The organism is Erythrobacter colymbi (assembly GCF_002155685.1).
Lineage (GTDB): Bacteria > Pseudomonadota > Alphaproteobacteria > Sphingomonadales > Sphingomonadaceae > Erythrobacter > Erythrobacter colymbi.
Map to the genome: position 1 here is coordinate 173664 of NZ_MUYK01000001.1, position 22317 is coordinate 195980.

Annotated in this window: 17 protein-coding genes; 10 read left to right on the forward strand and 7 right to left on the reverse strand. The window is 68.5% G+C overall.

Going from position 1 to position 22317, the window contains the following annotated elements:
- Positions 1-32: 32 nt before the first annotated feature.
- The 4 genes from BZF57_RS00845 (at position 33) to BZF57_RS00860 (ending at position 4440) form a co-directional block, all read left to right on the forward strand.
- Positions 33-1196 carry an aromatic ring-hydroxylating oxygenase subunit alpha gene (locus tag BZF57_RS00845; RefSeq protein ID WP_086733629.1) on the forward strand — a complete coding sequence of 388 codons (1164 nt, stop codon included), beginning with the start codon at positions 33-35 and terminating at the stop codon, positions 1194-1196.
- Entirely contained in the window at positions 1193-2800 is a 1608-nt protein-coding gene (locus BZF57_RS00850) for a phytoene desaturase family protein (RefSeq protein ID WP_086734556.1), read from the forward strand. Before BZF57_RS00845 ends, BZF57_RS00850 begins: the two co-directional genes overlap by 4 nt.
- A 2-nt stretch (positions 2801-2802) precedes the next feature.
- Positions 2803-4095: a Xaa-Pro dipeptidase gene (locus tag BZF57_RS00855; protein WP_420810142.1), complete on the forward strand. Its 1293-nt coding sequence runs from the start codon at positions 2803-2805 to the stop codon at positions 4093-4095.
- Between the two features lie 93 nt (positions 4096-4188).
- Complete coding sequence (locus tag BZF57_RS00860) at positions 4189-4440, forward strand: hypothetical protein (protein WP_086733631.1); 252 nt, start codon at positions 4189-4191, stop codon at positions 4438-4440.
- Between the two features lie 28 nt (positions 4441-4468).
- Here BZF57_RS00860 and BZF57_RS00865 read toward each other — a convergent pair whose 3' ends face one another.
- Positions 4469-5812, reverse strand: a complete 1344-nt coding sequence (locus tag BZF57_RS00865; protein WP_086733633.1) for a pyridoxal phosphate-dependent decarboxylase family protein — start codon at positions 5810-5812, stop codon at positions 4469-4471.
- Between the two features lie 85 nt (positions 5813-5897).
- On the opposite strand from BZF57_RS00865, the gene gcvA reads away from it, so the two are divergent.
- From gcvA to BZF57_RS00880, 3 genes are all read left to right on the forward strand, one after another.
- Positions 5898-6761, forward strand: a complete 864-nt coding sequence (gcvA, locus tag BZF57_RS00870; RefSeq protein ID WP_086733635.1) for a transcriptional regulator GcvA — start codon at positions 5898-5900, stop codon at positions 6759-6761.
- A gap of 107 nt (positions 6762-6868) precedes the next feature.
- A complete protein-coding gene (locus tag BZF57_RS00875; protein ID WP_086733637.1) occupies positions 6869-10192 on the forward strand; it encodes an amidohydrolase family protein in 3324 nt (1107 codons plus the stop codon).
- Between the two features lie 100 nt (positions 10193-10292).
- On the forward strand, positions 10293-13112 hold the full coding sequence (locus BZF57_RS00880) for a glycoside hydrolase family 31 protein (protein WP_086733639.1): 2820 nt from the start codon (positions 10293-10295) through the stop codon (positions 13110-13112).
- Here BZF57_RS00880 and BZF57_RS00885 read toward each other — a convergent pair.
- On the reverse strand, positions 13109-13645 hold the full coding sequence (locus BZF57_RS00885; RefSeq protein ID WP_240505803.1) for a group I truncated hemoglobin: 537 nt from the start codon (positions 13643-13645) through the stop codon (positions 13109-13111). The genes BZF57_RS00880 and BZF57_RS00885 overlap by 4 nt on opposite strands.
- Before the next feature lie 16 nt (positions 13646-13661).
- Positions 13662-14669 carry a DUF3034 family protein gene (locus BZF57_RS00890; protein ID WP_086733641.1) on the reverse strand — a complete coding sequence of 336 codons (1008 nt, stop codon included), beginning with the start codon at positions 14667-14669 and terminating at the stop codon, positions 13662-13664.
- Positions 14670-14759: 90 nt separating this feature from the next.
- On the opposite strand from BZF57_RS00890, the gene BZF57_RS00895 reads away from it, so the two are divergent.
- Together BZF57_RS00895 and BZF57_RS00900 are read left to right on the forward strand one after the other, a co-directional pair.
- A complete protein-coding gene (locus BZF57_RS00895) occupies positions 14760-15413 on the forward strand; it encodes a cupredoxin domain-containing protein (RefSeq protein WP_240505804.1) in 654 nt (217 codons plus the stop codon).
- Positions 15410-17752, forward strand: coding sequence for a bifunctional diguanylate cyclase/phosphodiesterase (locus BZF57_RS00900; RefSeq protein WP_086733643.1), 2343 nt, complete (start codon positions 15410-15412; stop codon positions 17750-17752). The genes BZF57_RS00895 and BZF57_RS00900 overlap by 4 nt, the downstream gene beginning before the upstream one ends.
- A 13-nt stretch (positions 17753-17765) precedes the next feature.
- On the opposite strand, the gene BZF57_RS00905 is transcribed toward BZF57_RS00900, so the two are convergent.
- Complete coding sequence (locus tag BZF57_RS00905; protein WP_086733645.1) at positions 17766-18521, reverse strand: superoxide dismutase; 756 nt, start codon at positions 18519-18521, stop codon at positions 17766-17768.
- A gap of 389 nt (positions 18522-18910) precedes the next feature.
- Between BZF57_RS00905 and BZF57_RS00910 the strand changes: the two genes are divergently transcribed.
- A complete protein-coding gene (locus BZF57_RS00910) occupies positions 18911-19774 on the forward strand; it encodes an AraC family transcriptional regulator (RefSeq protein ID WP_162290932.1) in 864 nt (287 codons plus the stop codon).
- A gap of 21 nt (positions 19775-19795) precedes the next feature.
- Here BZF57_RS00910 and BZF57_RS00915 read toward each other — a convergent pair whose 3' ends face one another.
- The 3 genes from BZF57_RS00915 to BZF57_RS00925 all read right to left on the reverse strand — a co-directional run bounded on the left by BZF57_RS00915 (position 19796) and on the right by BZF57_RS00925 (position 22312).
- Complete coding sequence (locus BZF57_RS00915) at positions 19796-20734, reverse strand: transporter family protein (RefSeq protein ID WP_086733649.1); 939 nt, start codon at positions 20732-20734, stop codon at positions 19796-19798.
- Positions 20735-20834: 100 nt separating this feature from the next.
- Positions 20835-21764, reverse strand: a complete 930-nt coding sequence (locus BZF57_RS00920; RefSeq protein ID WP_086733651.1) for a helix-turn-helix domain-containing protein — start codon at positions 21762-21764, stop codon at positions 20835-20837.
- A gap of 188 nt (positions 21765-21952) precedes the next feature.
- The gene (locus tag BZF57_RS00925; protein ID WP_086733653.1) at positions 21953-22312 is read right to left on the reverse strand and encodes a hypothetical protein; all 360 of its coding nucleotides are present in this window, start codon (positions 22310-22312) and stop codon (positions 21953-21955) included.
- Between the last annotated feature and the right edge of the window lie 5 nt (positions 22313-22317).

Genomic DNA, 22317 nt, shown 5'->3' on the forward strand with positions numbered 1-22317 from the left:
TTGTTATACGATCGTAAAGCAAGGACGCGCACATGGCAACTCAGCCCCTCCACGACACCGATCCGCTCGAGGGCTGGAGCCTGCCCAGCTGGACCTATCACGACGCCGAGTTCCATGCAGTGGAGCTCGATCGCGTCTTCCGCCCAAGCTGGCAGGTGGTGTGCCACACCAGCGACATCCCGAAGGCGGGCGACTGGCACACGCTCGACTATTGCGGCGAGAGCGTGATCGTGGTGCGCGGCACCGACGACGTTCTGCGCGCCTTCACCAATGTCTGCCGCCACCGCGGATCGCGTCTCGTCGACGGGGCGAGCGGCTGCGCGAAGAAACTCGTCTGCCCCTATCACGCCTGGACCTATGACCTCGACGGCAAGCTGACCGGCGTTCCCGACAGCGCCAGCTATCCGACGCTCGACCGCAGCCAAGCGGGGCTCGTCGCGATGGAACTGGAGGTGTGGCGCGGCTTCATCTTCGTGCGCCTGCATGATGATGGCGGGCCGACCGTCGCCCAGCAGATGGCGCCATACGAGGCGATGGTCGCCCCCTACCGCTTCGACGAGCTTGAAGCGTTGGGCCGCGTCACCCTGCGCCCGCGGGAAGTGAACTGGAAGAATGTCGGCGACAATTACTCCGACGGTCTCCACATCCCCGTCGCCCACCCCGGCCTCACGCGCCTGTTCGGCAAGGGCTACGGCATCGAGGCCGAGGCCCATGTCGACCGCATGTGGGGCGCGATGATCGATCGCGAGAGCGCCAACTGGTCGGAGCGGATGTACCAGAAGCTGCTCCCGCCCGTGCCGCACCTGCCGGAAGACAAGCAGCGCTTCTGGCTCTACTTCAAGCTCTGGCCCAATGTCGCCTTCGACATTTATCCCGACCAGATCGATTTCATGCAGTGGCTCCCCACCGGGCCGACGACGTGCCTGATCCGCGAGATCAGCTATGTCCTGCCGGACGACAGGCGCGAGATGCGCGCCGCGCGCTATCTCAACTGGCGCATCAACCGTCAGGTCAATGCCGAGGACACTGCGCTCATCACCCGCGTGCAGCAGGGCATGGCGAGCCGCAGCTTCAGCATGGGGCCCTTGAGCGACAAGGAAGTGTGCCTCAGGCACTTCTGCCGCCGCATCCGTGACCTGATCCCCGAGGCCCGCCTCGAACACCAACCCGCAGCCGGATGGAGCCGCCGCGCATGACCCAGAAATACGACGCCGTGATCATCGGCGCGGGCCACAACGGCCTCACCTGCGCCTTCTACCTCGCGCAGGCGGGGCTGAAGGTGCGCATCCTTGAGCGGCGCGATATCGTCGGCGGCGCGGCGGTGACCGAGGAGTTCCACCCGGGGTTCCGCAATTCGGTGGCGAGCTACACGGTCAGCCTGCTCCAGCCCAAGGTGATACGCGACATGCGGCTGGCCGAGCACGGCTACCGCGTGATCGAACGGCCGATCAGCAACTTCCTGCCTCAGGAAGACGGCGGCTATCTGAAGCTCGGCGGCGGGCTGGAGCGCACACAGGCCGAATTCGCGCGCTTCTCGGCTGCCGATGCGGCGACGCTGCCCGCCTATTACGACGCGCTCGAAGGCGTCGCCGAGGTGCTGCGCAGCCTCGCGCTCAAGAGCCCGCCCAATGTCGGCGAGGGCTTGCGCACCCTGATCGCGGGCGCATCGCAGGGCTGGGGCCTGTCGAAGCTGGGCATGGAAGCCAAGCGCGACGTGCTCGATCTCTTCACCAAGTCGGCCACCAGCTTCCTCGGCCAGTGGTTCGAGAGCGAGGCGGTGAAGGCCGCCTTCGGCTTCGACGCGGTGGTCGGCAACTATGCCAGCCCCGACACGCCCGGCAGCGCCTATGTCCTGCTTCACCACGTCTTCGGCGAAGTGAACGGCAAGAAGGGCGCCTGGGGCCACTGCATCGGCGGAATGGGCACGATCACCCAGATCATGGCCGAGGTGTGCCGCAAGTCGGGCGTCGAGATCAGCCTCGAAAGCCCTGTGGCCGAGGTGCTGGTCGATGGCGACACGGTCGCGGGCGTCAAGCTCGAAAGCGGCGAGGAGATCGCCGCCAAGCGGGTGATCGCCAACGTCGGGCCGAAGCTGCTCTACGGCAAGATGCTCCCCGAACACCACCAGCCCGCCGATTTCCGCCGCCGGATGCGCGGCTACAAGGCGGGCGGGGGCACCTTCCGCATGAATGTCGCGCTCTCCGAGCTGCCGCGCTTCACCTCGCTCCCCGAGCCGGGCGAGCATCACCAGAGCGGCATCATCATCGCGCCCACGCTCGATTACATGGACAAGGCTTTCCTCGATGCCAAGGCGCACGGCTGGTCGAAGCGGCCGATCGTCGAGATGCTGATCCCCTCCACGGTGGACGACAGCCTCGCCCCTCCGGGCCAACACGTCGCCAGCCTGTTCTGCCAGCAATTCGCACCCGAGCTGCCCGACGGCCGCGACTGGGACGCAGAGGAGGATGCGGCGGCCGACACGATCATCGACACGGTCGAAGCCCATGCGCCGGGCTTTCGCGCCTCGATCCTCGGACGGCAGGTGCTGAGCCCCAAGGGGCTCTACCGCAAGTTCGGGCTTGTGGGCGGGGACATCATGCACGGCCACATGAGCCTCGACCAGCTGTGGAGCGCGCGGCCGGTGCTGGGCCACGGCGCCTATCGCGGGCCGGTGAAGGGGCTCTACATGTGCGGCGCGGGCAACCATCCGGGCGGCGGGGTGACTGGCGCGCCGGGGCACAATTGCGCGCAGGAAGTGCTCGCCGACGGCGGCAGCTTCCGCCGGTTCGCGGCGGTCTAGCCATGGCGATGCGCCGCACCCGTCTGATCGCCGGGCTGCTCGCCGCAATGGCGCTCGCCCATCCGGCCGCCGCGCGGGCCGAGGCGCTCTATGTCGAGGCGGGCCGGCTGCTCGATGTCGAAAGCGGCGCTGTGCTGACCGGCCAGTGCATCCTCACCGAAGGCGAGCGCGTCGCGAGGGTCGAGCCCTGCACCGCCACGCCCGAGGGCGCAAAGCGGGTGGACTGGTCGGCATATACCGTGCTGCCCGGGCTGATCGACCTTCACACCCACCTGTCCGACACCGGCAGCAGCGCCGACCTGTCCGATCCGCTCAAGACCTCGCCGGTCGACACGGTGCTGATCGGCGCGCGGAATGCGCGGGCGACGCTCGAGGCGGGTTTCACCACCGTGCGCGATGTCGGCACCTATCGCGGGCTGACCGATGTCGCCTTGCGCAATGCCATCAACAAAGGGCTGGTGCCGGGGCCGCGGATGTTCGTGGCCGGGGCGTATCTCACCCATCCGGGCGGCGGGGGTGAACTCAACGGCGTCGTCCCCAACCACCAGCTGCCCGCCGACATGCGATTGGGCGTACTCTCCAGTCCCGAGGAGGCCGCCGCGCGGGCGGCTTTCCTGTTCGATCACGGCGCGGATTTCCTCAAGCTGATCGCGACCGGCGCGGTACTGGCGATCGGCACCGAACCGGGCGAGCCCGAGCTGACCGAGGCCGAAATGCGCGCCGCGATCGAGGTGGCAAAGTCCCGAGGCTCCTACGCCACGGCCCATGCCCACGGCGCGCAAGGCATCAAGGCCGCGATCCGCGCCGGCGTCCGCAGCATCGAGCATGCGAGCCTGATCGACGATGAGGGCCTGCGCCTCGCGCGCGACAAGGGCGTGTGGCTCGTGATGGACATCTACAACGGCGACTACATCGACGAAGTCGGCACCGCTGAGGGGTGGCCGGAGGAATATCTGCGCAAGAACCGCGAGACTACGCAGGTCCAGCGCGACAATTTCCGCCGCGCGGTCGAGCTGGGCGTGCCGCTCGCCTTCGGTTCGGACGCGGGGGTCTATCCGCACGGGCTCAACGCTCGGCAATTCCGCTACATGGTGGCGAACGGCATGACCCCGCTCCAGGCGATCCGCGCCGCGACCGGCAGCGCCGCGCAGGTGATCGGCCACGGCGCGGACCTTGGCCGTATTGCTCCGGGCTATTTCGCCGACATGATCGCGGTGATGGACGATCCGCTTGCCGATGTGACCACACTCGAACGTGTCGCGGCGGTGATCAAGGGCGGGACGACCATTCGCTAGAGCCGACGCGGGCTGCGGCGCGTCAAGAAACGGTCAAATTACTGTCATAATCAAATACTTGCGCGCAAACACTAACTGACCCATTCTCGCGCCATGGAGCGGGAGCGGGAAGTCTTGTTGCGCCGGATTCGGCTGGCGCTGGCGGGTGGCGACGTGGGCGATGATCTCGCCGCGAGCCTGCCCAACCCCGGCACACTCGATCGCGTTGAAAAGGCGGCATGGATCGCGCTCCAGTCATGGCGTGACGATGCCGAAATCCGGTCGGCCAACAGCCTGTGGGAACACTTCGGCCGGCAGCGGCTGGAGGATCTTTCCGCCAGTCTCGTGACGGCGCCGGCCGACTGATCCTTTCCGATTCGCGCGGCGTTGGCGTTCAGCCGGCGTGGCGGCCGATCGTCTCGAGCAGGCGCTCGATATCGCCATCGCTTGTCCGCCAAGAGGATACGCTGATGCGGAAGGCGGGCGCGCCGCGCCACGCGGTCCCGCCGAACCATGCGAGGCCCGAGGCGGCGACCCCTTCGCGGATTGCCTGCGTGTGCGCATCGTCGCGCCCGCGGGCGAGGACCTGATTGAGCACGGGGCCGTTGAGCACCTCGAGGCCCATTGCGCGCAGCCCCTCGGCCACGCGCGCGGCCTGCGCGCAATGCCGCTCGACCATCGCGGCCACGCCCTCGCGCCCGAGCGTCCGCAGCGCCGCCCAGATCGCCACCCCGCGCGCACGGCGGGAGAATTCGAGCGTGAGGTTCTTCTGCGCATCGGCCCCCGCGCTCGAATAGGCGGCATCGCTGGTCATCGCGCCCGCCAGCGCCGCGCCGTCGCGCACGATCGACATGGCGCAGTCATAGGGCGTGTTGAGCCATTTGTGCCCGTCGGTCGTCCAGCTGTCGGCGCCCTCGATCCCCTCGGTGAGGTGCCGCTTGGCCGCGGAGGCGCGCGCCCACAACCCGAAAGCGCCGTCGACATGGACCCATGCGCCCGCCGCCTTGGCGCGCGGGATAAGGTCGGCGAAGGGATCGAAGGCGCCGGTGTTCACCTCGCCCGCCTGCAGGCACAGGATCGTGCGCGCATCGAGCGGGGGGAGCCGCGCGGGGTCTATCCGTCCGGCGGCATCGGTCGGGGCGACGAGGAGATTGTCGGTGCCGAAGCCGAGCACCCGCAGCGCCTTGATCATGGTCACATGTGCGACATCGGAGACCACCGCGCGGATCTCGGGCGCGCCTGCCAGCCCCTTGCGGTCGAAGTCCCAGCCCGCCTGCGCGAGCAATGTGCGCCGCGCGGCGGTGATGCAGGTGAGCCCGCAGGCGCTCGCCGAGGTGCCGAAGCCCACCACGCTCTCGCGCGGCAGATCGAGGATATCGAGCATCCAGCGCCCCGCGACCGCCTCGATCGCCGAAGCGCCGGGTGCGCCCAGTGGCGTGCTCGCGCTCTGGTCCCAGGCCAGCACCATCCGTTCGGCAGCGGCAGCAACCGGCAGGCTCGCGCCGACGACGAAGCCGTAATAGTGCGGGCCGTTGCCCGCGACCGCTGTCGGAGAGCCGACCTCGTCGAGCAGGGCGAGGGTCTCGGCCCCCGGCTTGCCGCCGTCGGTCAGGTCTTCCTCGAAAGCGGCGAGCGCAGCGAGGGCTTCGGCATCGGGAAAGACGCGGCGGGCGGCATTGCCGGCGACGAAGCGGCGGGCACGGGCGTCGGCATCGGCGAGGAGTTCGATCTCGGTCATGGCCGCAGCAAATAGGCGCCGAGGCGGGCGCGCAGCCAACGATTTCTCCTCGACAAGGATGTGAGCTCTCTTCACAATCATCGCCATGCAGATCCCCTCGCTCCAGACCCTGCGCGCGCTCGAGGCCGCCGCCCGGCTCGGGAGCTACACCCGCGCGGCGGCGGAGCTTGGCCTCACTCACGGCGCGATCAGCCACCGCTTGCGCGCGCTGGAGGAGACGCTGGGCCACCCGCTCTTCACCCGCGAAGGCAACGGGATGCGCCCGACGCCCGAGGCGCTGCGGCTGCTGGTGCCGGTGCGCGAGGCGCTGGGCCTGCTGGCGCTCGCCTTTCCCCCGGTGCGCGCGGCGCAGGCGATCCTCAGGGTGAGCCTGCTGCCGAGCTTCGCCTCGCGCTGGCTGACCCCGCGGCTGGGGGCCTTCCGCGCGGCCCATCCCGATATCGATGTGCGGATCGACGCGCGGCTCGAACTGGCGGACATCGGCCCGGGCGGCGTCGATTGCGCGATCCGCTATGGCAAGGGCGGCTGGCCCGGGGTGCGCGCCGAGCGGTTGGCGGGCGAGGTGTTGTTCCCGGTCTGCGCGCCCGCTTACCGCGAGGCGCAAGGCCTCCATACCCCCGCCGAGCTCGCCCGCGCGGTGCTGCTGCGGCATGACCGCCAGCTGTGGGGCCCGTGGCTGCGCGCGGCGGGCGTGGCGCTGGGCGAGCCCACCGGCGGCCCGCTGTTCTCCGACACCGGCCTGCTGCTCGATGCCGCCATCGCCGGGGAGGGGGTCGCGCTCGCCCGGGCGCGGCTGGTCGAGGGGGATCTGGCGACCGGGCGGCTGGTGCGCCTGTCCGATATCGCCGCCGATGACAGCCAGTCCTACTGGTTCGTGCGCAGCCAGAGCGCCGATAGCGCCGCGGTGGAGGCCTTCGCGCGCTGGATCGCCGGGGCCTTCGCCGCCTGACCCGCAGGTGCGAGCCGCCATCCGGGCTCGACGAACGACATGCAGCGGTGCTGGCAATATCCCCCGCCGCCGCTAGTCTCCGCCGCCGACAGAGGGAGACTCAATCCATGCGCATTCTCGCCGCCGCCCTGCTTGCGGGCGCCGCCTTCATATCCGCCCCGGTCGCCGCCGCCCCCAAGGCCAAGGACGCCAAGGCCGAGGAGAAGTGGAGCGTCGAAGCGCCCAAGGGCGCGGTGCTCAAGCAGGTCGCGATCAGCACCGATGAAGGCACGTGGATGGATGTCGACGTCGCGCCCGACGGCAAGACCATCGCCTTCACCCTGCTCGGCGATATCTACACGCTGCCCACCGAAGGCGGGACGCCCAAGCGGATCAGTGAGGGCCTGTCGTGGGACGTGCAGCCGCGCTTCTCGCCCGATGGCACCCGCATCGCCTTCACGTCGGACCGCGGGGGCGGGGACAATATCTGGGTGATGAACGCCGACGGCAGCGACAAGCGGCAGGTAACCAAGGAGGACTTCCGCTTGCTCAACCAGCCCGCCTGGTCGCCCGACGGGCGGTTTATCGCGGCGAAGAAGCACTACACCACCGAGCGCTCTGCGGGCACGGGCGAGGTGTGGCTCTACCACGTCAGCGGCGGGGGCGGGGTGCAGGTGGTCGAGCGCGCCAACGAGCGGCTCCAGAAGGAGCTGGGCGAGCCAGTCTTCGCGCCCGATGGCTCGGCGATCTACTACACCCGCAACACCACCCCCGGGAACACCTTCGAATACGCGCAGGACAGCCAGAGCGGCATCTTCGCCATCGAGAAGCACGATCTTGCCACCGGCGAAGTGACCACGGCGGTCTCCGGCTATGGCGGCGCGGTGCGCCCCGCGCCCTCGCCCGATGGCAAGGAACTCGCCTTCGTCCGGCGCGACAAGGACCAGAACCAGCTGTGGGTCAAGGACCTCGCCAGCGGGCGCGAGCGGATGATCTACGGCAAGCTCGATCTCGACGTGCAGGAGACCTGGGCCGTCACCGGGGTCTATCCCAACATGGACTGGCTGCCCGACAGCTCGGCCATCGTGTTCTGGGCGGGCGGCAAATTGAACCGCGTGAACCGCGATGGCAGCGGCCATGCGGTGATCCCCTTCAAGGTCAACGACACCCGCACCGTCGCCGATGCGCCGCACCCGGTGATCGACGTCGCGCCCGAGACCTTCACCACCACCATGCCGCGCTTCGCCACGCTCTCGCCCGACGGCAGCCGCGTGGTGTTCGAGAGCCTCGGGCGGCTCTATTCCAAGTCCGCCAAGGGCAAGGACGCGCCCGCGCCGCTGACGGGTGACAGTGCGGACGTGCTCGAAGCCTTCCCCGCCTTCAGCCGCGACGGGAGCCAACTTGCCTATGTCCGCTGGAGCGATGCCAAGCTGGGCGAGATCGTCATCGCCGACGCGCGCGGGCAGAACCGCCGCGTGCTGACCGGGCCTGGGCATTACGGCAACATCGCCTTCTCGCCCGATGGCACCCTGATCGCCTTCGAGAAGCGCGAGGGCGGCTATCTGACCTCGCCTGACTACTCGGAGAGCCCGGGCATCTATGTCATGCCGGTTGCCGGAGGCGAGGCGAAGCTCGTCACCCGCGACGGGGCGAACCCGCAATGGGGTGCCGCCAACGACCGCCTGTTCATGGTCGCGCGCGACGGGGGCAACCTCGCGCTGGTCTCGACCGACCTCAATGGCGAGGCCAAGCGCACCCACGCCAAGGGCGATCTCACCAACGACCTGCGCATCGCCCCCGATGGCCGCACCATCGCCTTCCGCCAGAACTACGAGGTCTTCGCCATGCCGCTGGTGCCCGGCGGCAAGCCGGTGGACGTGAGCGAGACCGGCGGATCGCTGCCCGTGACCAAGGTCAGCACCGGCGGCGCGGATTACCTCGGCTGGGCCAATGGCGGCGAGACGCTGTTCTGGTCGATCGGGCCTTCGCTGGAGACGGCCAACGTCCCCGCGCTCTTCGCCAATGCCCCGAAGGCGGAAGGGGACAAGACCCCCGCTGCCTACACGCCGCCCACCAGCGGCATTCCGCTCGGCGTGACCGTCCAGAAGGCCAAGCCCTCGGGCGTCACGGTGATCACCGGCGCGCGGGTGCTGACCATGCGCCCGGGCCTTGCCACCGACGATGCCGGCGTGATCGAGAACGGGCTGATCGTGATCGAGGGCGACCGGATCACCGGCGTCTATGACGCGACGGTCGTGAAGATCAAACTGCCGGGCGATGCGAAGATGATCGACGCGACCGGCAAGACCATCATGCCCGGCCTCGTCGATGCCCACGCCCACGGCGCCTACGGCGTCGGCGACCTCATCCCGCAGCAGAACTGGGCGCTGATCCAGGATCTGGCGATGGGGGTGACGACGGTTCACAACCCCTCCTCGCAGGCGAGCACCGTCTTCGCCGCCGCCGAACGCCAGCGCGCTGGCCTCACCCTCGGCCCGCGCATCTTCTCGACCGGGGAGATCATCTACGGCGCCAAGGCCGCCGACGTCTATGCGCGGATCGACAGCTACGATGATGCGCTCGCCCACGTGCGCCGGATCAAGGCGCAGGGCGGGATCTCGGTCAAGAACTACAACCAGCCGCGCCGCGAGCAGCGCCAGATGGTCGTCCGCGCCGCGGCGGCCGAGAACATGCTGGTGGTGGCCGAGGGGGGCTCGCTGTTCGGGATGGACATGAACATCGCCGCCGACGGCAACTCGACGCTCGAGCACAACATCCCCGTCGATGTGTTCTACGAGGACGTGCTCCAGTTCTTCAGCAAGTCGAACACCAACTACACGCCGACGCTGGTGGTCACCTATGGCGGGCTCGCGGGCGATCCCTATTGGCGGCAGGCGACCAACGTGTGGGAGAACCCGCTGATGGTCCACACCCCGCCCAAGATGCTGCTCGCCGAGACCGGGCGGCGCACCAAGGCTCCCGACTGGGCCTTCGTCGATGACAACAACGCGCGCGAGGCGCGGAAACTCGCCCAGCGAGGCGTGAAGGTCTCGATCGGCGCGCATGGCCAGCAGGCGGGCGTCGGCGCGCATTGGGAGCTCGGCAGCTTCGTGCGCGGCGGGATGAGCCCGGTCGAGGCGCTGAAGGCGGGCACCATCGTCCCCGCGCAGTCGCTCGGGATGGCCAAGGACATCGGCAGCATCGAGGCTGGCAAGCTCGCCGATCTGGTGATCCTGACCGACGATCCGAGCGTCGACATCGACAACTCCGACCACATCGAGAAGGTGATGATCGGCGGGCGGCTCTATGACGCCAAGACCATGAACGAGGTGGGCACGGGCGATGCGAAGCGCCGCGCCTATTTCTGGGAAGGCGAGGGTGCGAACGGCGCGGCCGGATCGGCGCGCACCACCAGCGAGGGCCGCGGCCATGCGGACGGGGACGCGGGCTGAGGCCCGCCGTCCCGTCACCGGTTGCCTTGGCGGCATTCCGCCACTAGCCTGACCGCGCACGGGAGCCGCAAGGCTTCCGGCGAGGGAGGGGAATACAGAAATGGCTCGCTCGAAATTGGTAGCGGTAACATTGTGCAGCAGCGCGCTGGCCCTGTCCACGCCGCTGCTCGCCGGAGAGGTGCGCGAGGTGCCGCATGGCATGATCGTCACCACCGATGCGGGCGAGCAGGTGCGCGTGCTCGCCCATGCCGACGGCACCTTCCGCGTGACCGTGGGCGAGACCCTGCCCGAAGGCCGCCCGACCGCGATGGTGGTGGCCGAGGCCGACGGCGCGCCGCGGTTCCTGAAGGCGGGCGAGGTCGCCTACCTCGTCACCCCGCAGGCCTCGGCTGCGGTCGCGCTCTCCGATGGCCGGCTGACTGTCTATGACCCCCAAGGGACCGTGCTGCTGGACGAATACGCCCCCGCGCGCCGCAGCACGCCGGTGACCATCGAAGGGCAGCAATGGCGCGCCACCCGCGTGCAGTTCAACCGCGGCACGGACGAGGGGCTCTACGGCCTCGGCCAGCACCAGAACCGCCAGATGGACTATAACGGCGAGGACGTGGAGCTCGCCCAGCACAACATGGCAATCGCGGTGCCTTATCTGGTCTCGACCAAGGGCTACGGCATCCTGTGGGACAATGCATCCGTCACCCGCGTCGGCGATCCGGCACCCTATGCCAAGCTGGCGCTCGAATGGCGGGCGGAATATTTCCTCGGGCCCCGCAAGGTGCTGGATCGGATCGAGGGGACGGTCGATTACCAGTATCTCAAGGATCAGGCGCGCTGGCCCGCCGAGGCCAAGGCGGCGACCGTCGCGGCGACCACCGGGCAGAACACGCAGGGCAATGCGGTAGAGACGCAGCGCGTGGTGTGGACCGGCTCCTACACGCCGGACAAGGCGGGCGCGCACAAGTTCCGGCTCTATTCCTCGTCCTACGTCCGCGTCTTCGCAGACGGCAAGGAGGTGCTCAGCCGCTGGCGGCAGAACTGGAACCCGTGGTACCACAACTTCCAGCTCGATCTCGCCGCCGGAAAGCCTGTCGAGCTGCGGATCGAGTGGGAGCCCAACCAGGGCTACATCGCGCTCGAACACGCGGATCCCTTGCCTGAGGCGGATCGCCATTCGGTCAGCTTCGCCAGCGAGGCGGGCAAGGCGATCGACTACTACGTCGTGCCCGCGAGCACGATGGACGCGGGCATCGCCGGATACCGCCGCCTCACCGGCAAGGCCCCGATGATGGGCCGCTGGGCCTACGGCTTCTGGCAATCGCGCCAGCGCTACAACACGGCCGCCGAGGTGGTGGGCGTGATGCGCGAATACCGTGCGCGCAAGATTCCCATCGACACGATCGTGCAGGACTGGTTCTACTGGCCCGAGGATAGCTGGGGCTGCCACTGCTTCGATCCGGCGCGCTTCCCCGATCCCAAGGGCATGGTCGATGCCGTGAAGGCCATGAATGGCCGCGTGATGATCTCGGTCTGGCCCAAGTTCTACCCCGATACCGCCAACGGCAAGGCCCTGCGCGAGAAGGGCTTCCTCTACGAGCGCCCCCTCGAAGCGGGCCAGCGTGACTGGGTGGGGAAGGGCTATGCCAACACCTTCTACGACCCTTACACGCCGGAAGCGCGCGCGATGTACTGGCAGCAGATGAAGGAAGCGCTCCTGCCGCTCGGCTTCGATGCCTGGTGGATGGACGCGACCGAGCCCGACTGGCACTCCAACCTCTCGGTCGCCGAGCGCGCCTACCAGATGACTTCGCCGACGACGGGCGTGCCGGGGCAGGCGATCTTCAATTCCTACCCCCTCGTCCATGCCGAGGGCGTCGCAGAAGGCTTGCGGCAGGCCCAGCCCGACCAGCGGCCCTTCATCCTCACCCGCTCGGGCTTCGGCGGGATCCAGCGCACGTCATCGGCCCTGTGGTCGGGCGATGTCGCCGCGCGGTGGGACGACCTGCGCGACCAGATCAGCGCAGGCCTCAATCTCAGCATCGCGGGCGTGCCCAACTGGACGCATGACATCGGCGGCTTCGCGGTCGAGGATCGCTACAGCAAGGAAGACCCCGCCCATCTTCCAGAATGGCGCGAGCTCTACCTGCGCTGGTTCCAGTTCGGCGCCTTCTCGCCCCTGTTCCGCAGCCACGGGGAGTTCCCGCTGCGCGAGACCTATCTCGTTAGCAAGGGCGATCCGGCGATGCTGGCGGGGCTCGAGCATTATCACCGCCTGCGCTACCGCCTGCTGCCCTATATCTACACGCTGGCCGCCGAGACCCATTTCGACGACGCGACGATCCTGCGCCCGCTGGTGATGGATTTCGCAAGCGACCGGACTGTGTGGGGGATCGACGACCAGTATCTCTTCGGCCCCGCGATCATGGCCGCGCCCGTCACCACCTTTGGCGCGCGCGAGCGGCAGGTCTATCTGCCGCAGGGCGAATGGCACGATGCGCTCTCGGGCAAACGGCTCAAGGGCGGCCGGAGCGTTACCGCCGCCGCGCCGCGCGAACGGATGCCGCTTTTCGTGCGGGCAGGCGCGATCATCCCCGCCGGGCCGGACGTGCAATCCACCGCCGAAAATGTGGCTGGCCCGCTCACCATCCACGTCTTCGCCGGAGCCGACGGGCGCTTCAGCCTCTACGAGGATCAGGGCAGCGACATGGGCTATGCCCGCGGCGAGTTCGCGCGCATCCCGATGGTGTGGGACGACACAGCGCGCACGCTGACGATGGGTGCGCGGGAAGGGCGCTTCCCCGGCGTGGCGCAGACGCGCGCGGTCACCGTGATCCTCCACGATGGCAGCGCAGCGGGCGATGTGTTCGAAGCCCGCGAGGGCCGCAAGGCGACCTATACCGGCGCGGCGCTGCGCCTGAAGCTCTAGCGCTCGACCACGTCGCGCGACATCGGCGCGAGCTTTGCCAGCAGGCGGTTCTGCGCGGCGAAGGGCACGCCCGCCTCGCGCATCGCTGTCTGGAGGTTCTCGACCAGCGCGTTCATGTCGGCCTTGGTCACGCCCATCTCGGCGTGGGCGGTCTTCATGTCGCGGCCCGAGTAATCGCAGCCTGCGCCGAGCAGGTAGCAGAACTGTTCGCCCAGCGTGCGCTTCAGCCGCACGGTATCATGCGCCTCGAAAATGGCGGCGATGCGCGGGTCGGCTTCCGACAGCTCGATGGTGCGCGCCGCGATCCGCGCGATGCCCTCGCGCCCGCCGAAATCTGCGGCGAGGCCCGCACTGTCATAGGGCTTGGCCCCGGCATTGGCATTGGACTGCTCGTAGGGATCGACCGGCAGCTCGCCCGTGACGGGATCGCGCTCCTTCACCTCGACCCCGAATTCGGCGTCCCAGTCGGTCGCTTCGGCGGGGGCCTGTTGCAGCAGCATCAGGACGGCGGCGGTGGTGGCGGCGAGCAGCATCGTCAGGGCTCCGGTGTCAGAACGCGACCTGCGCGGACAGGAAGCCGCCGCGCTGGTCGGAGAAAGTGGCGATCGAACCCAGATCGACATAGGCCGCGGTCAGGGTCAGGTTGTCGGTGAGGGCATAGGCGGCAAAGACGTCCATCCAGTTGTCATCGCCGAGGCCGAGATTGTCGGGCTTGGTGCGCAATTCCGCCCCGATCACCGCGCGGCGCGACAGCTGGTAGCCGAGCGAGCCTTCGAATTGCAGCTTGTAGCCATGTGTGGCCGATCCGAAGCCGAGCAGGCCCAGTTCGTTCGCCTCGGTGTAGCGCAGGGTCGCGTTGACCAGCAGGCTGCGGGCGAGGAAGAGCTTGGTGGCGCTTACGGTGAAGTCGGTTCCCGAACTGTCCTTTGCGCCGATCGCGCGGACCAGCGCGCCGTCGCGGCTGCGCTTGTGTTCGATCCCCACCGCGATCTGCGGCAGCCAGGTGTCGCCATAGACAAGATCGCCCGCCAGCCGGACCTTCGCGCCGAAGGTTTCGACATTGAAGGTGTAGCCCTGCCCGATCCCGAGCGCGGCGCCCACGTCGCGGGTGTCGAAATCGGCGCGGGCGAAGCTCAGCTCCAGCCGGTCGCCGAAGCCCGCCATCACCCCGTAGGAGCGCCAGCCGAAATCGGGCAGCTCGATCCCGGTCACATGGGCCGAAAGCCCGATCCCGCCCGCCATCTGCCGCCCGCCGATGGTCGCCCAGCGGGCAAGGCCTCCGCCAGACGAGCCCTCGATCGTGGTGACGCCGTTGGTGAGCAGCAGCTTGCCGCCCTCCAGCACATCGACATGGGGAATATTTGCGCCATCCTCGCCAAGCGCGGTTGCCTGCGCAGGATCGAGCGGCGCGATCGCTGGGTAGAGCGGTTCGTCAGCCGCCGGACTAACCGCCTCCGCCGCAGGTTCCTCGAGCAGGACAGGCGCATAGGCGATCTGCGGCGTCGGGGCATTAGCTGCGGCGGCTAACACGGCGAGGCTGGAGAACGTGGTAAACATCACCCCGCCCCCTACCTCGATAGCGTTACCAATGCCTGAAGCCCGGGGCGAGGGATTGTTAAGGCCTGACGTCTAACGCCTCATGCAGATATGCCCCTGCGTGATTCTCTCCCCCCCTTCGCCGCCGCTGCCGCCGCGCTCGCCTGCCTTGGCGGGGTGCTGGCACCCGTCATGGTCGCCAGCGCCGCCGCGCCTGCAAGCCTCAAGGTTCAGGTGGTCGATGCCGACGGCCTTCCGGTGCGCGATGCCGTGGTCGAGCTGCGCGGGGCCAAGCCCGCCGCCGGGCCGATCCGCTTTCCGTGGAAGATGGGCATGGGCCAGAAGGACCGCCAGTTCGTCCCCGGCACGCTGATCGTCGCACGCGGCAGCACCGTCGCCTTCCCCAATCTCGATACGGTGCGCCACTCGATCTACAGCTTCTCCAAGCCCGCGCGCTTCGAGATCGAGCTCTATGGCCGCGACCAGACGCGCACCCACACCTTCGAGGTCGTGGGCAGCGTCAAGCTGGGCTGCAACATCCACGACCAGATGCGCGGCTATATCCGCGTCACCGACACGCCCTATACCGGCAAGACCGACGGCAACGGCTATGTCACGCTCACCGGCATGGCGAGCGGCGCGGCGAGCCTCACTGTGTGGCACCCCTCGCTGCGCACGCCGACGGGCGAGAGCAAGTCGGCCGTCACCATCACCGGCGGCGCGCAGTCGCACAAGGTGAAGGTGGCGCTGAGGCCCGCGGTATGAGCCCCGCCAAGGTGCTCAACACGCCCGCAAGGGTGCTGCTGGCGCGGCTCGCGGGGCTGCGCTTCGGATCGCTGCGTTCGCGCATCGCGCTGCTCTATGCCGGGCTGTTCGCGCTGGTGCTGGGGGTGGTCGTCTCGCTCGCCGCAGGCGCGCTCGAGCGCTTCGGCGAGGACAGCGCCGCACGCGATCTGGCCGCCAACGCGCGGGTGTTCGATGAAATCATGGCCGCCCGCGCGCGGCAGATGGGCGATCAGGCCGGGGTGCTGGCCCGCGACTTCGGCTTCCGCGAGGCGGTGGCGACGGGCGACGCGCCCACCATCGCCAGCGCGCTCGCCAGTCTCGAGGCGCGCGCCGGCAGCGACATGGCCTTCGTCCTCACCCTCGATGGCGAGGTTCTGGCGGGCGACACCACGGGCGTTCCCGCCCCCGACACGCTGTGGACGCGGCTCGATGCGGGCGAGACGCGCGGGATCATCCAGTCGGACAAGGGCCTCGCGCTTGCCGCCGCCGCCCCGATCGAGGCGCCCGACCTGATGGGCTGGCTGGTGATCGCCCAGCCGCTCGACCGCGACGAGCTCGACCGGCTGGTCGAACTCGCCCCGATCGCGCTCACCGCCGATGTCGCCGAGGCCGCGCGCCAGCCCGCGTGGCTGCGCCGCGCGGGCGCCAATTCTGTGTTCGAGCATCAGGCCGGGGGCGAGCCCTTCCTCTACCACGTCTCCGACCTTGCCGTGTTGCAGGACGGCATCCACCCGCGGCTGGTGCTGCGCCATGCCCTCGCCGAAAGCCTTGCCGCCTACACCAGCCTCAAGCTCTGGCTGACGGCCCTCGCGCTCGGCGGGATCGCGCTGGTGCTGGGGATGGGCTGGCGCATCGCGCGTTCGGTCACCGAACCGCTCCAGCAACTCGACGCAGCCACCCGCGCCATCGGCGAAGGCCGCGAGGTCAGCCTCGAGATCGAGACCGACGACGAGATCGGCCGCCTCGCCGAAAGCTTCAACCAGATGGTCGCCGCGATCGAGGAGCGCGAGCGCGAGATCATCCATGTCGGCCTGCACGACGGCCTCACCGGCCTTCCCAACAGCAAGCTCTTCACCGAACAGCTCGGCAACACTCTCGCCCGGCGGCGGGGGAGCGAGCGGGTGCTGATCGCCTATGTCGATCTCGACGACTTCAAGATGGTCAACGACACGCTCGGCCATCCGGCGGGCGATGCCCTGCTGCGGATGGTGGCCGACCACCTTCGCGAAGACCTGCCCGATGCCCTCGTCGCGCGGCTGGGGGGCGATGAATTCGCGATCCTGATCGACGGGATCGAGGAGAAGGAAAACCCCGGCACCATCGCCGACCGGCTCCAACGCTGCTTCGACCGTCCGCTCACCATCAACGGGCAGGCGGCGGCCTGCGGGGCGAGCATCGGCATCGCCATCGCGCCGGGCGACGCCAATGACGGCACCACGCTGATGAAGCACGCCGACCTCGCGCTCTACCGCGCCAAGCACGAGGGCAAGGCCACCTACCACTTCTTCGAGCCCGCACTCGACGAGGCCGCCCGCCTGCGCCGCCAGCTCGAGCTCGATCTGCGCGCCGCGATCAAGGACGGCGGCTTCGCGCTCAATTTCCAGCCGCTCTACAGCCTCGCCGAAAAGCGCCTGACCGGGTTCGAGGCGCTGATCCGCTGGGACCACCCGGAGCGCGGCCGTATCAATCCGATCGAATTCATCACGCTGGCCGAGGAAACCGGTCTCATCATCCCGATCGGCGAATGGGTGTTGCGCGAGGCCTGCCATCAGGCCAGCCAGTGGCCGGACGATGTCTCGGTCGCGGTCAATGTCAGCCCCAAGCAGTTCGCCGCCAGCGGGATCGCCGCCACCGTGCTCTCCGCCCTGTCATCGAGCGGCCTGCCGCCCCGCCGGCTCGAGCTCGAGATTACCGAGAGCATCTTCATCGCCGATGTCGATGCGACGCTGGCGACGCTGCACAGCCTGCGCAATCTCGGCGTCAAAATCGCGCTCGACGATTTCGGCACCGGCTATTCCTCGCTCAGCTACCTGCGCTCCTTCCCCTTCGACAAGGTCAAGATCGACAAGAGCTTCGTCGAGGATCTCGGCACCAGCACCAGCGGCCACGCGATGATCCGCGCGATCACCACGCTGGCCACAGCGCTGGGCATGGAGACGCTGGCAGAGGGCGTGGAGGACATCGCCCAGTTCGAGGTGCTCGAACGCGAGGGCTGCCAGAACATCCAGGGCTACCTGTTCTCGCGGCCCGTGGCGGCCGATGCGGTGGCTGGCCTGCTGCGCGACGGGGCGGGCTACCAGCGCACGCTCAGCGCCTGATCCGCCCGCCGCCTCAGCGCTTGGCGGTGGCGGCGGCGTAGCGCTCGGACACCTTGCCCCAGTCGACCACCTGCCACCACCCGTCGAGATAATCGCCGCGGCGGTTCTGGTACTTGAGGTAATAGGCGTGTTCCCACACGTCGTTGCCCAGCACCGGCGTGCCCTTGACCTCGGCGGCGTCCATCAGCGGATTGTCCTGGTTGGGGGTCGAGGTGATCGCGAGCTTGCCGTCGGCGCCCACGATCAGCCACACCCAGCCCGATCCGAAGCGCCCCGTGCCGGCGGCCTTGAAGGCGGCCTTGAACTTGTCGAGGCTGCCGAACTGCGCGTCGATCGCGGCGGCAAGCGCGGGCGAGATCGCGCCGACCTGCGCGACGGGTGCCATCGTCTGCCAGAAGAAGCTGTGGTTCCAGTGCCCGCCCGCATTGTTGCGCACCGCCGCCGGAAGCGTGCCGGCCTTGGCGACCAGCTGGTCGAGGCTCTGCCCCGCCAGCGCCGGATCGGCGGCGACGGCCTTGTTGAGATTGTCGACATAGGCCTGGTGGTGCTTGGAATGGTGGATCGTCATCGTCTCGGTATCGATCACCGGTTCGAGCGCGTCATAGCCATAGCCGAGCGGGGGGAGCGTGAAGGCCGCCGGTGCAGGGGTGGCTGCGGGCGCGGGGGCGGCAGCGGGGGCGGCGGCCTGCGCAAAGGCGGGCGCGGCGCTGGCCAGAGCGATTGCGGCAGCACCGGCAAGGGCCAGCGGGCGGAGCAGGGGGCGGATCATCGGGGTTCTCCAGAATGAGGATCGCGGGACAGCGCGGCTTTGCGCGCTATCTGGCATGACGCCGCCACCTGATACAGTCCCCAGTTGCCGGCGCGCGGAAATTCGACAATTCGCGCCGCAGACGCGCCGGGCCGTGGCGTGAAGGGCGGCGCGCGCCAGACCCTTGCCAGAGCGGGCCAGAACCCCGCCAGCGCGGGCCAGACCCCCTCCAGACCCCCGCCAGACCCGTTTAGACCCCCGTCTGCGGCGGTGTTTTACGTGAAACACTGCCTATCGCGGGTAATCCGCAAGCGACAGCAAGCGGCCCGATGGACAAGCGGCAAGGCTTGTTGTCTAAGTCAGGGTCAATGACCCCGCGTGACCCTCTTCCTGCTGGCGACCCCCGTTCGATGCACCCCCTCGCCTGGCGCGACTGGGCGCGCGGCGGACGCAGCGTCTCCTCCGCACCCCACGCTGTAGGCGGCGCGATCATCCAGCGTTGGGAAAAGAGCGCGAGCCGCATGGTGCAGCCCCCGCTCGATCACCACTATCTCGTCGTCCACCTCGGCGGGGCCAAGCGCATCACCCGCCGCCGCCGCACCGAGACGCTGGTGCGCGAGGTCGAGGACCGGGCGCTTTCGGCGATCGAGGCGGGCTCGTCCTACAGCTGGATGACCGAAGGCCCGATCGCTTTCGGGCACATCTATCTCGAGCCCGAATTTTTCGCGCAGACCATCGCCGCGCAGTTCGATTGCGATCCGGCCAAGGTCCGCTTTCAGGAAAGTTTCGGTGAATTCGACCCGCTTTTGAGCCGTTTGCTGACCGCGCTGGTGCGCGCGTCGGAAAGCGACGACATCGCGCTGATGGAGCAGGAACTCCAACTCGAAGCCGCGCTCCACCGCCTCTACGAGCGCCAGAACGTGACCGCCGCGAGGGACAACAAGCTGATCATCGCACCGGCCAGCGTGGCGCGGGTGAAGGACTTTATCGCCGCGAACCTGCGCGAGCCGATCGCGCTCGATGATCTGGCGGGGCTGGCGGGCTATAGCCGCTTCCACTTCGCCCGCGGCTTCCGCGCCGCGACGGGCCTGCCGCCCTATGCCTATATCCTGCGCGCGCGGATCGCCCATGCCTGCCGTCTGCTCGACGAGGCGCGGCTGCCGGTGAACGCGGTGGGGGACGCGGCAGGCTTTGCCTCGCACCCCCAATTTGCGAGCCGTTTCCGGCAGTTGACCGGAATTTCCCCCAGCGCCTATCGCAAGATCATGCGCTGAGGGAACCCGGCGGCAAGGGCGCTAGAAGCCCTTGACCAGCTGCACCGTGAAGCCTTCCTTGAAGAACTGGTTGGTGTTGGTCAGCGGCACCTCGATCCCCGCCAGCAGGAACAGGTTGCCGCCCAGATGCGTGCGCACGCCCGGCGTGACGGAGACGAAGGTCGGCCCGTTGTCGAACTCGCGCCAGGTGCTCGCGACATACCAGGTGAGGTCGCCGAAGGGGGTGTTGTCGTGCGGGGTGACGGTCTGGCCGATCGCCCCGTTTAGGATGAAGCTCTCGGGCGCGTCGCTGTCGGGAAAGTCATACGCGACCCGTCCGCGGAAGGAAAAGCCGCCGCCGACGTCGGTGAAGAGGTTCAATTGCGGCTGGGCGGCGAAGACGCCGTTGCCGAAGCTGTCCGATCCCGTAGGCAGGCGCCAGCCAACCCCCGCATTGAGCGAGACATTCCGGGTCTCGACCAACATCAGCTGGGTGTTGAGCGTGATGTCGCCGAAGTCCGAATCCCCGCCGCGGTCCTGATAGAAGGGCACCTCGAGCCCCGCCCACAACCGGCGCGAAAGCGGCAAGTGGAAGCGGGCAAGCCCCTGTTCGGCATCCGGCCCGTCGGCATCGACATAGGTGTAGGCAAGGTGGACCTCGCGGGTGAAGAAGCCGTCGGCGGTGCCCAGCCAGCCCTGACGGGGCGCGCCGCTGTCACCGTTGGGGACGGGAATCCACTTCGAAAACAGCTCCTTGCCGAAAGGCTCGGAGCCGAGCGGCGTCCAGTCGCCGACCGCGCTGTCATCGGCCGCAGCGGCGCTGGCGGCTGCCGCAGCGGCGGTCACGACGACCGGCGAGGCCGGGGCCTCGGCAGAGCTCTCGGCACTCTCGCCCTCGGCGGCAAGCGCGGGGGTGGCGACGAGGAAGGGGGCGAGGCTGGCGGCCAGCAACAGGCCCGGACGGGGAAGAATGCGCGACATCTGAGAGGCTCCTTGCTTGTGTAGGGAGCCTTCCATGCGCCTATGGGTGCGGGGTCATCTTGTCAGAAAGCCGAGGGTTTTTTCCCAAACCCCCATCATCTCAGGCGCGCACCGCACGGCGGTAGCGGCCGGGCGAGATGCCGACCTCGCGGCTGAAGGCTGCGGTGAAGTGCGCCTGGTTCGCAAACCCGCATTCGAGCGCCAGTTCGGCGAGCGGCATGGCATTGTCGGCCAGTAACTGCCGCGCCCGCTCCAGCCGCCGCGCGCGCAGGAAGTGGTAGGGCGTCTCCCCCGTCGCGAGCTTGAAAACTCTCAGGAAATGGTTCGCCGAAAGCCCCGCTGCACCCGCCAGATCATCGAGCCCGATGCTCTCGTGGAGGTTCGACTCGATGAAATCGATCACCCGCTTGAGCTTGGGCGGGGAGAGGTAGATGCGCTCGGCCGGCTGGGCAGCGGGGCGCGCATCGTTGGTGACCAGAAGCCCCGCGATCGCGCGCAGCAGCCCGTCGATCATCAGCCGCGAGCCGAGGCTCGGGCGGCGCAACTCGCTCTCGATCAACCCGAGCAGATGGGCCACGCGCGGCAGGTGGCGGCCCACGATCGGCGCGAGCGCATCGGCCCCCTTGCCCTCGCTCTCCAGCAGCGAGGCGATCACCCCGGGGCGGAAATAGAGCGCGAAGGACCCCGCCTCGCGATCGAACATCATCCGGCTGTCGGCCCCCGCGGGCAGGAAGCAGCAAAGGTCGCGGTGCAGCGCCATGCGGTGATGCGTGCCGCAGAAGTCGATGCCGAAGCTGCCCGTCCCGCTGCGGTTGACCAGCAGCGCGTCCCAGTCCTCCGCCTCGGGCGCATCGGCGATGATCTCGACCGTGCCATTGGTGCGGGTGCGGTGGTGGCGCATCGCGACGACGGGGAGCGAGCCGGTGTCGAACAGCGTGACATCGGGCTGCGCCGACCAGTGGATATGACGGAAGAACCCCGCTTCCCGGGGTTCGGCGATATGAATGCTCGGGCCTTCAGGCTGTGCCATTGTCGTGCCTCCCAGCGCCTGGCGGACCCCCGATCCCCTGAGGTGTCCGAGCAGGTTGACGCTCGGATATTACGTATCAGTGTGACAGTTGAACAGGCGCGCGCCCGGCTCGCGGGAGAAAAGCGCAAGATATCGAAAGTGACTCACCGTCGTTAGGTGGTTAGACGGAATGGCTGAATTTCAGCGGCTTACTGAAGCGCGCCGAACTCTTCCTCGTCCATTCTCAAGGACATGGCGGGGCGGATGTCGACCGTCGCAAGGCCGGCCGCGACCAGCGGCAATTCGGCGACCAGCGCGTGCATTTCTTCCGGGCTCTGGATGCACAGCAAGGTGAGCTCGTCGCGCTCGGTGCTGGCAAGCGCTAGGATGAAGCGGCCCATCCGCGCCCATTCGAGCAGCTTGTCGTACTCGGCGCTGCGGTAGAAGCTGACCTCGTCGGTGACGGCCGCGGGCGCGATCCGCAAGGTGACGAGCGTGATCGCCATGTTCGGCGCGAGCAGGCCCTTGGGGCGCCCGGAAAACCACTCGATCCACCTCAGCCAGGGCATAGTCG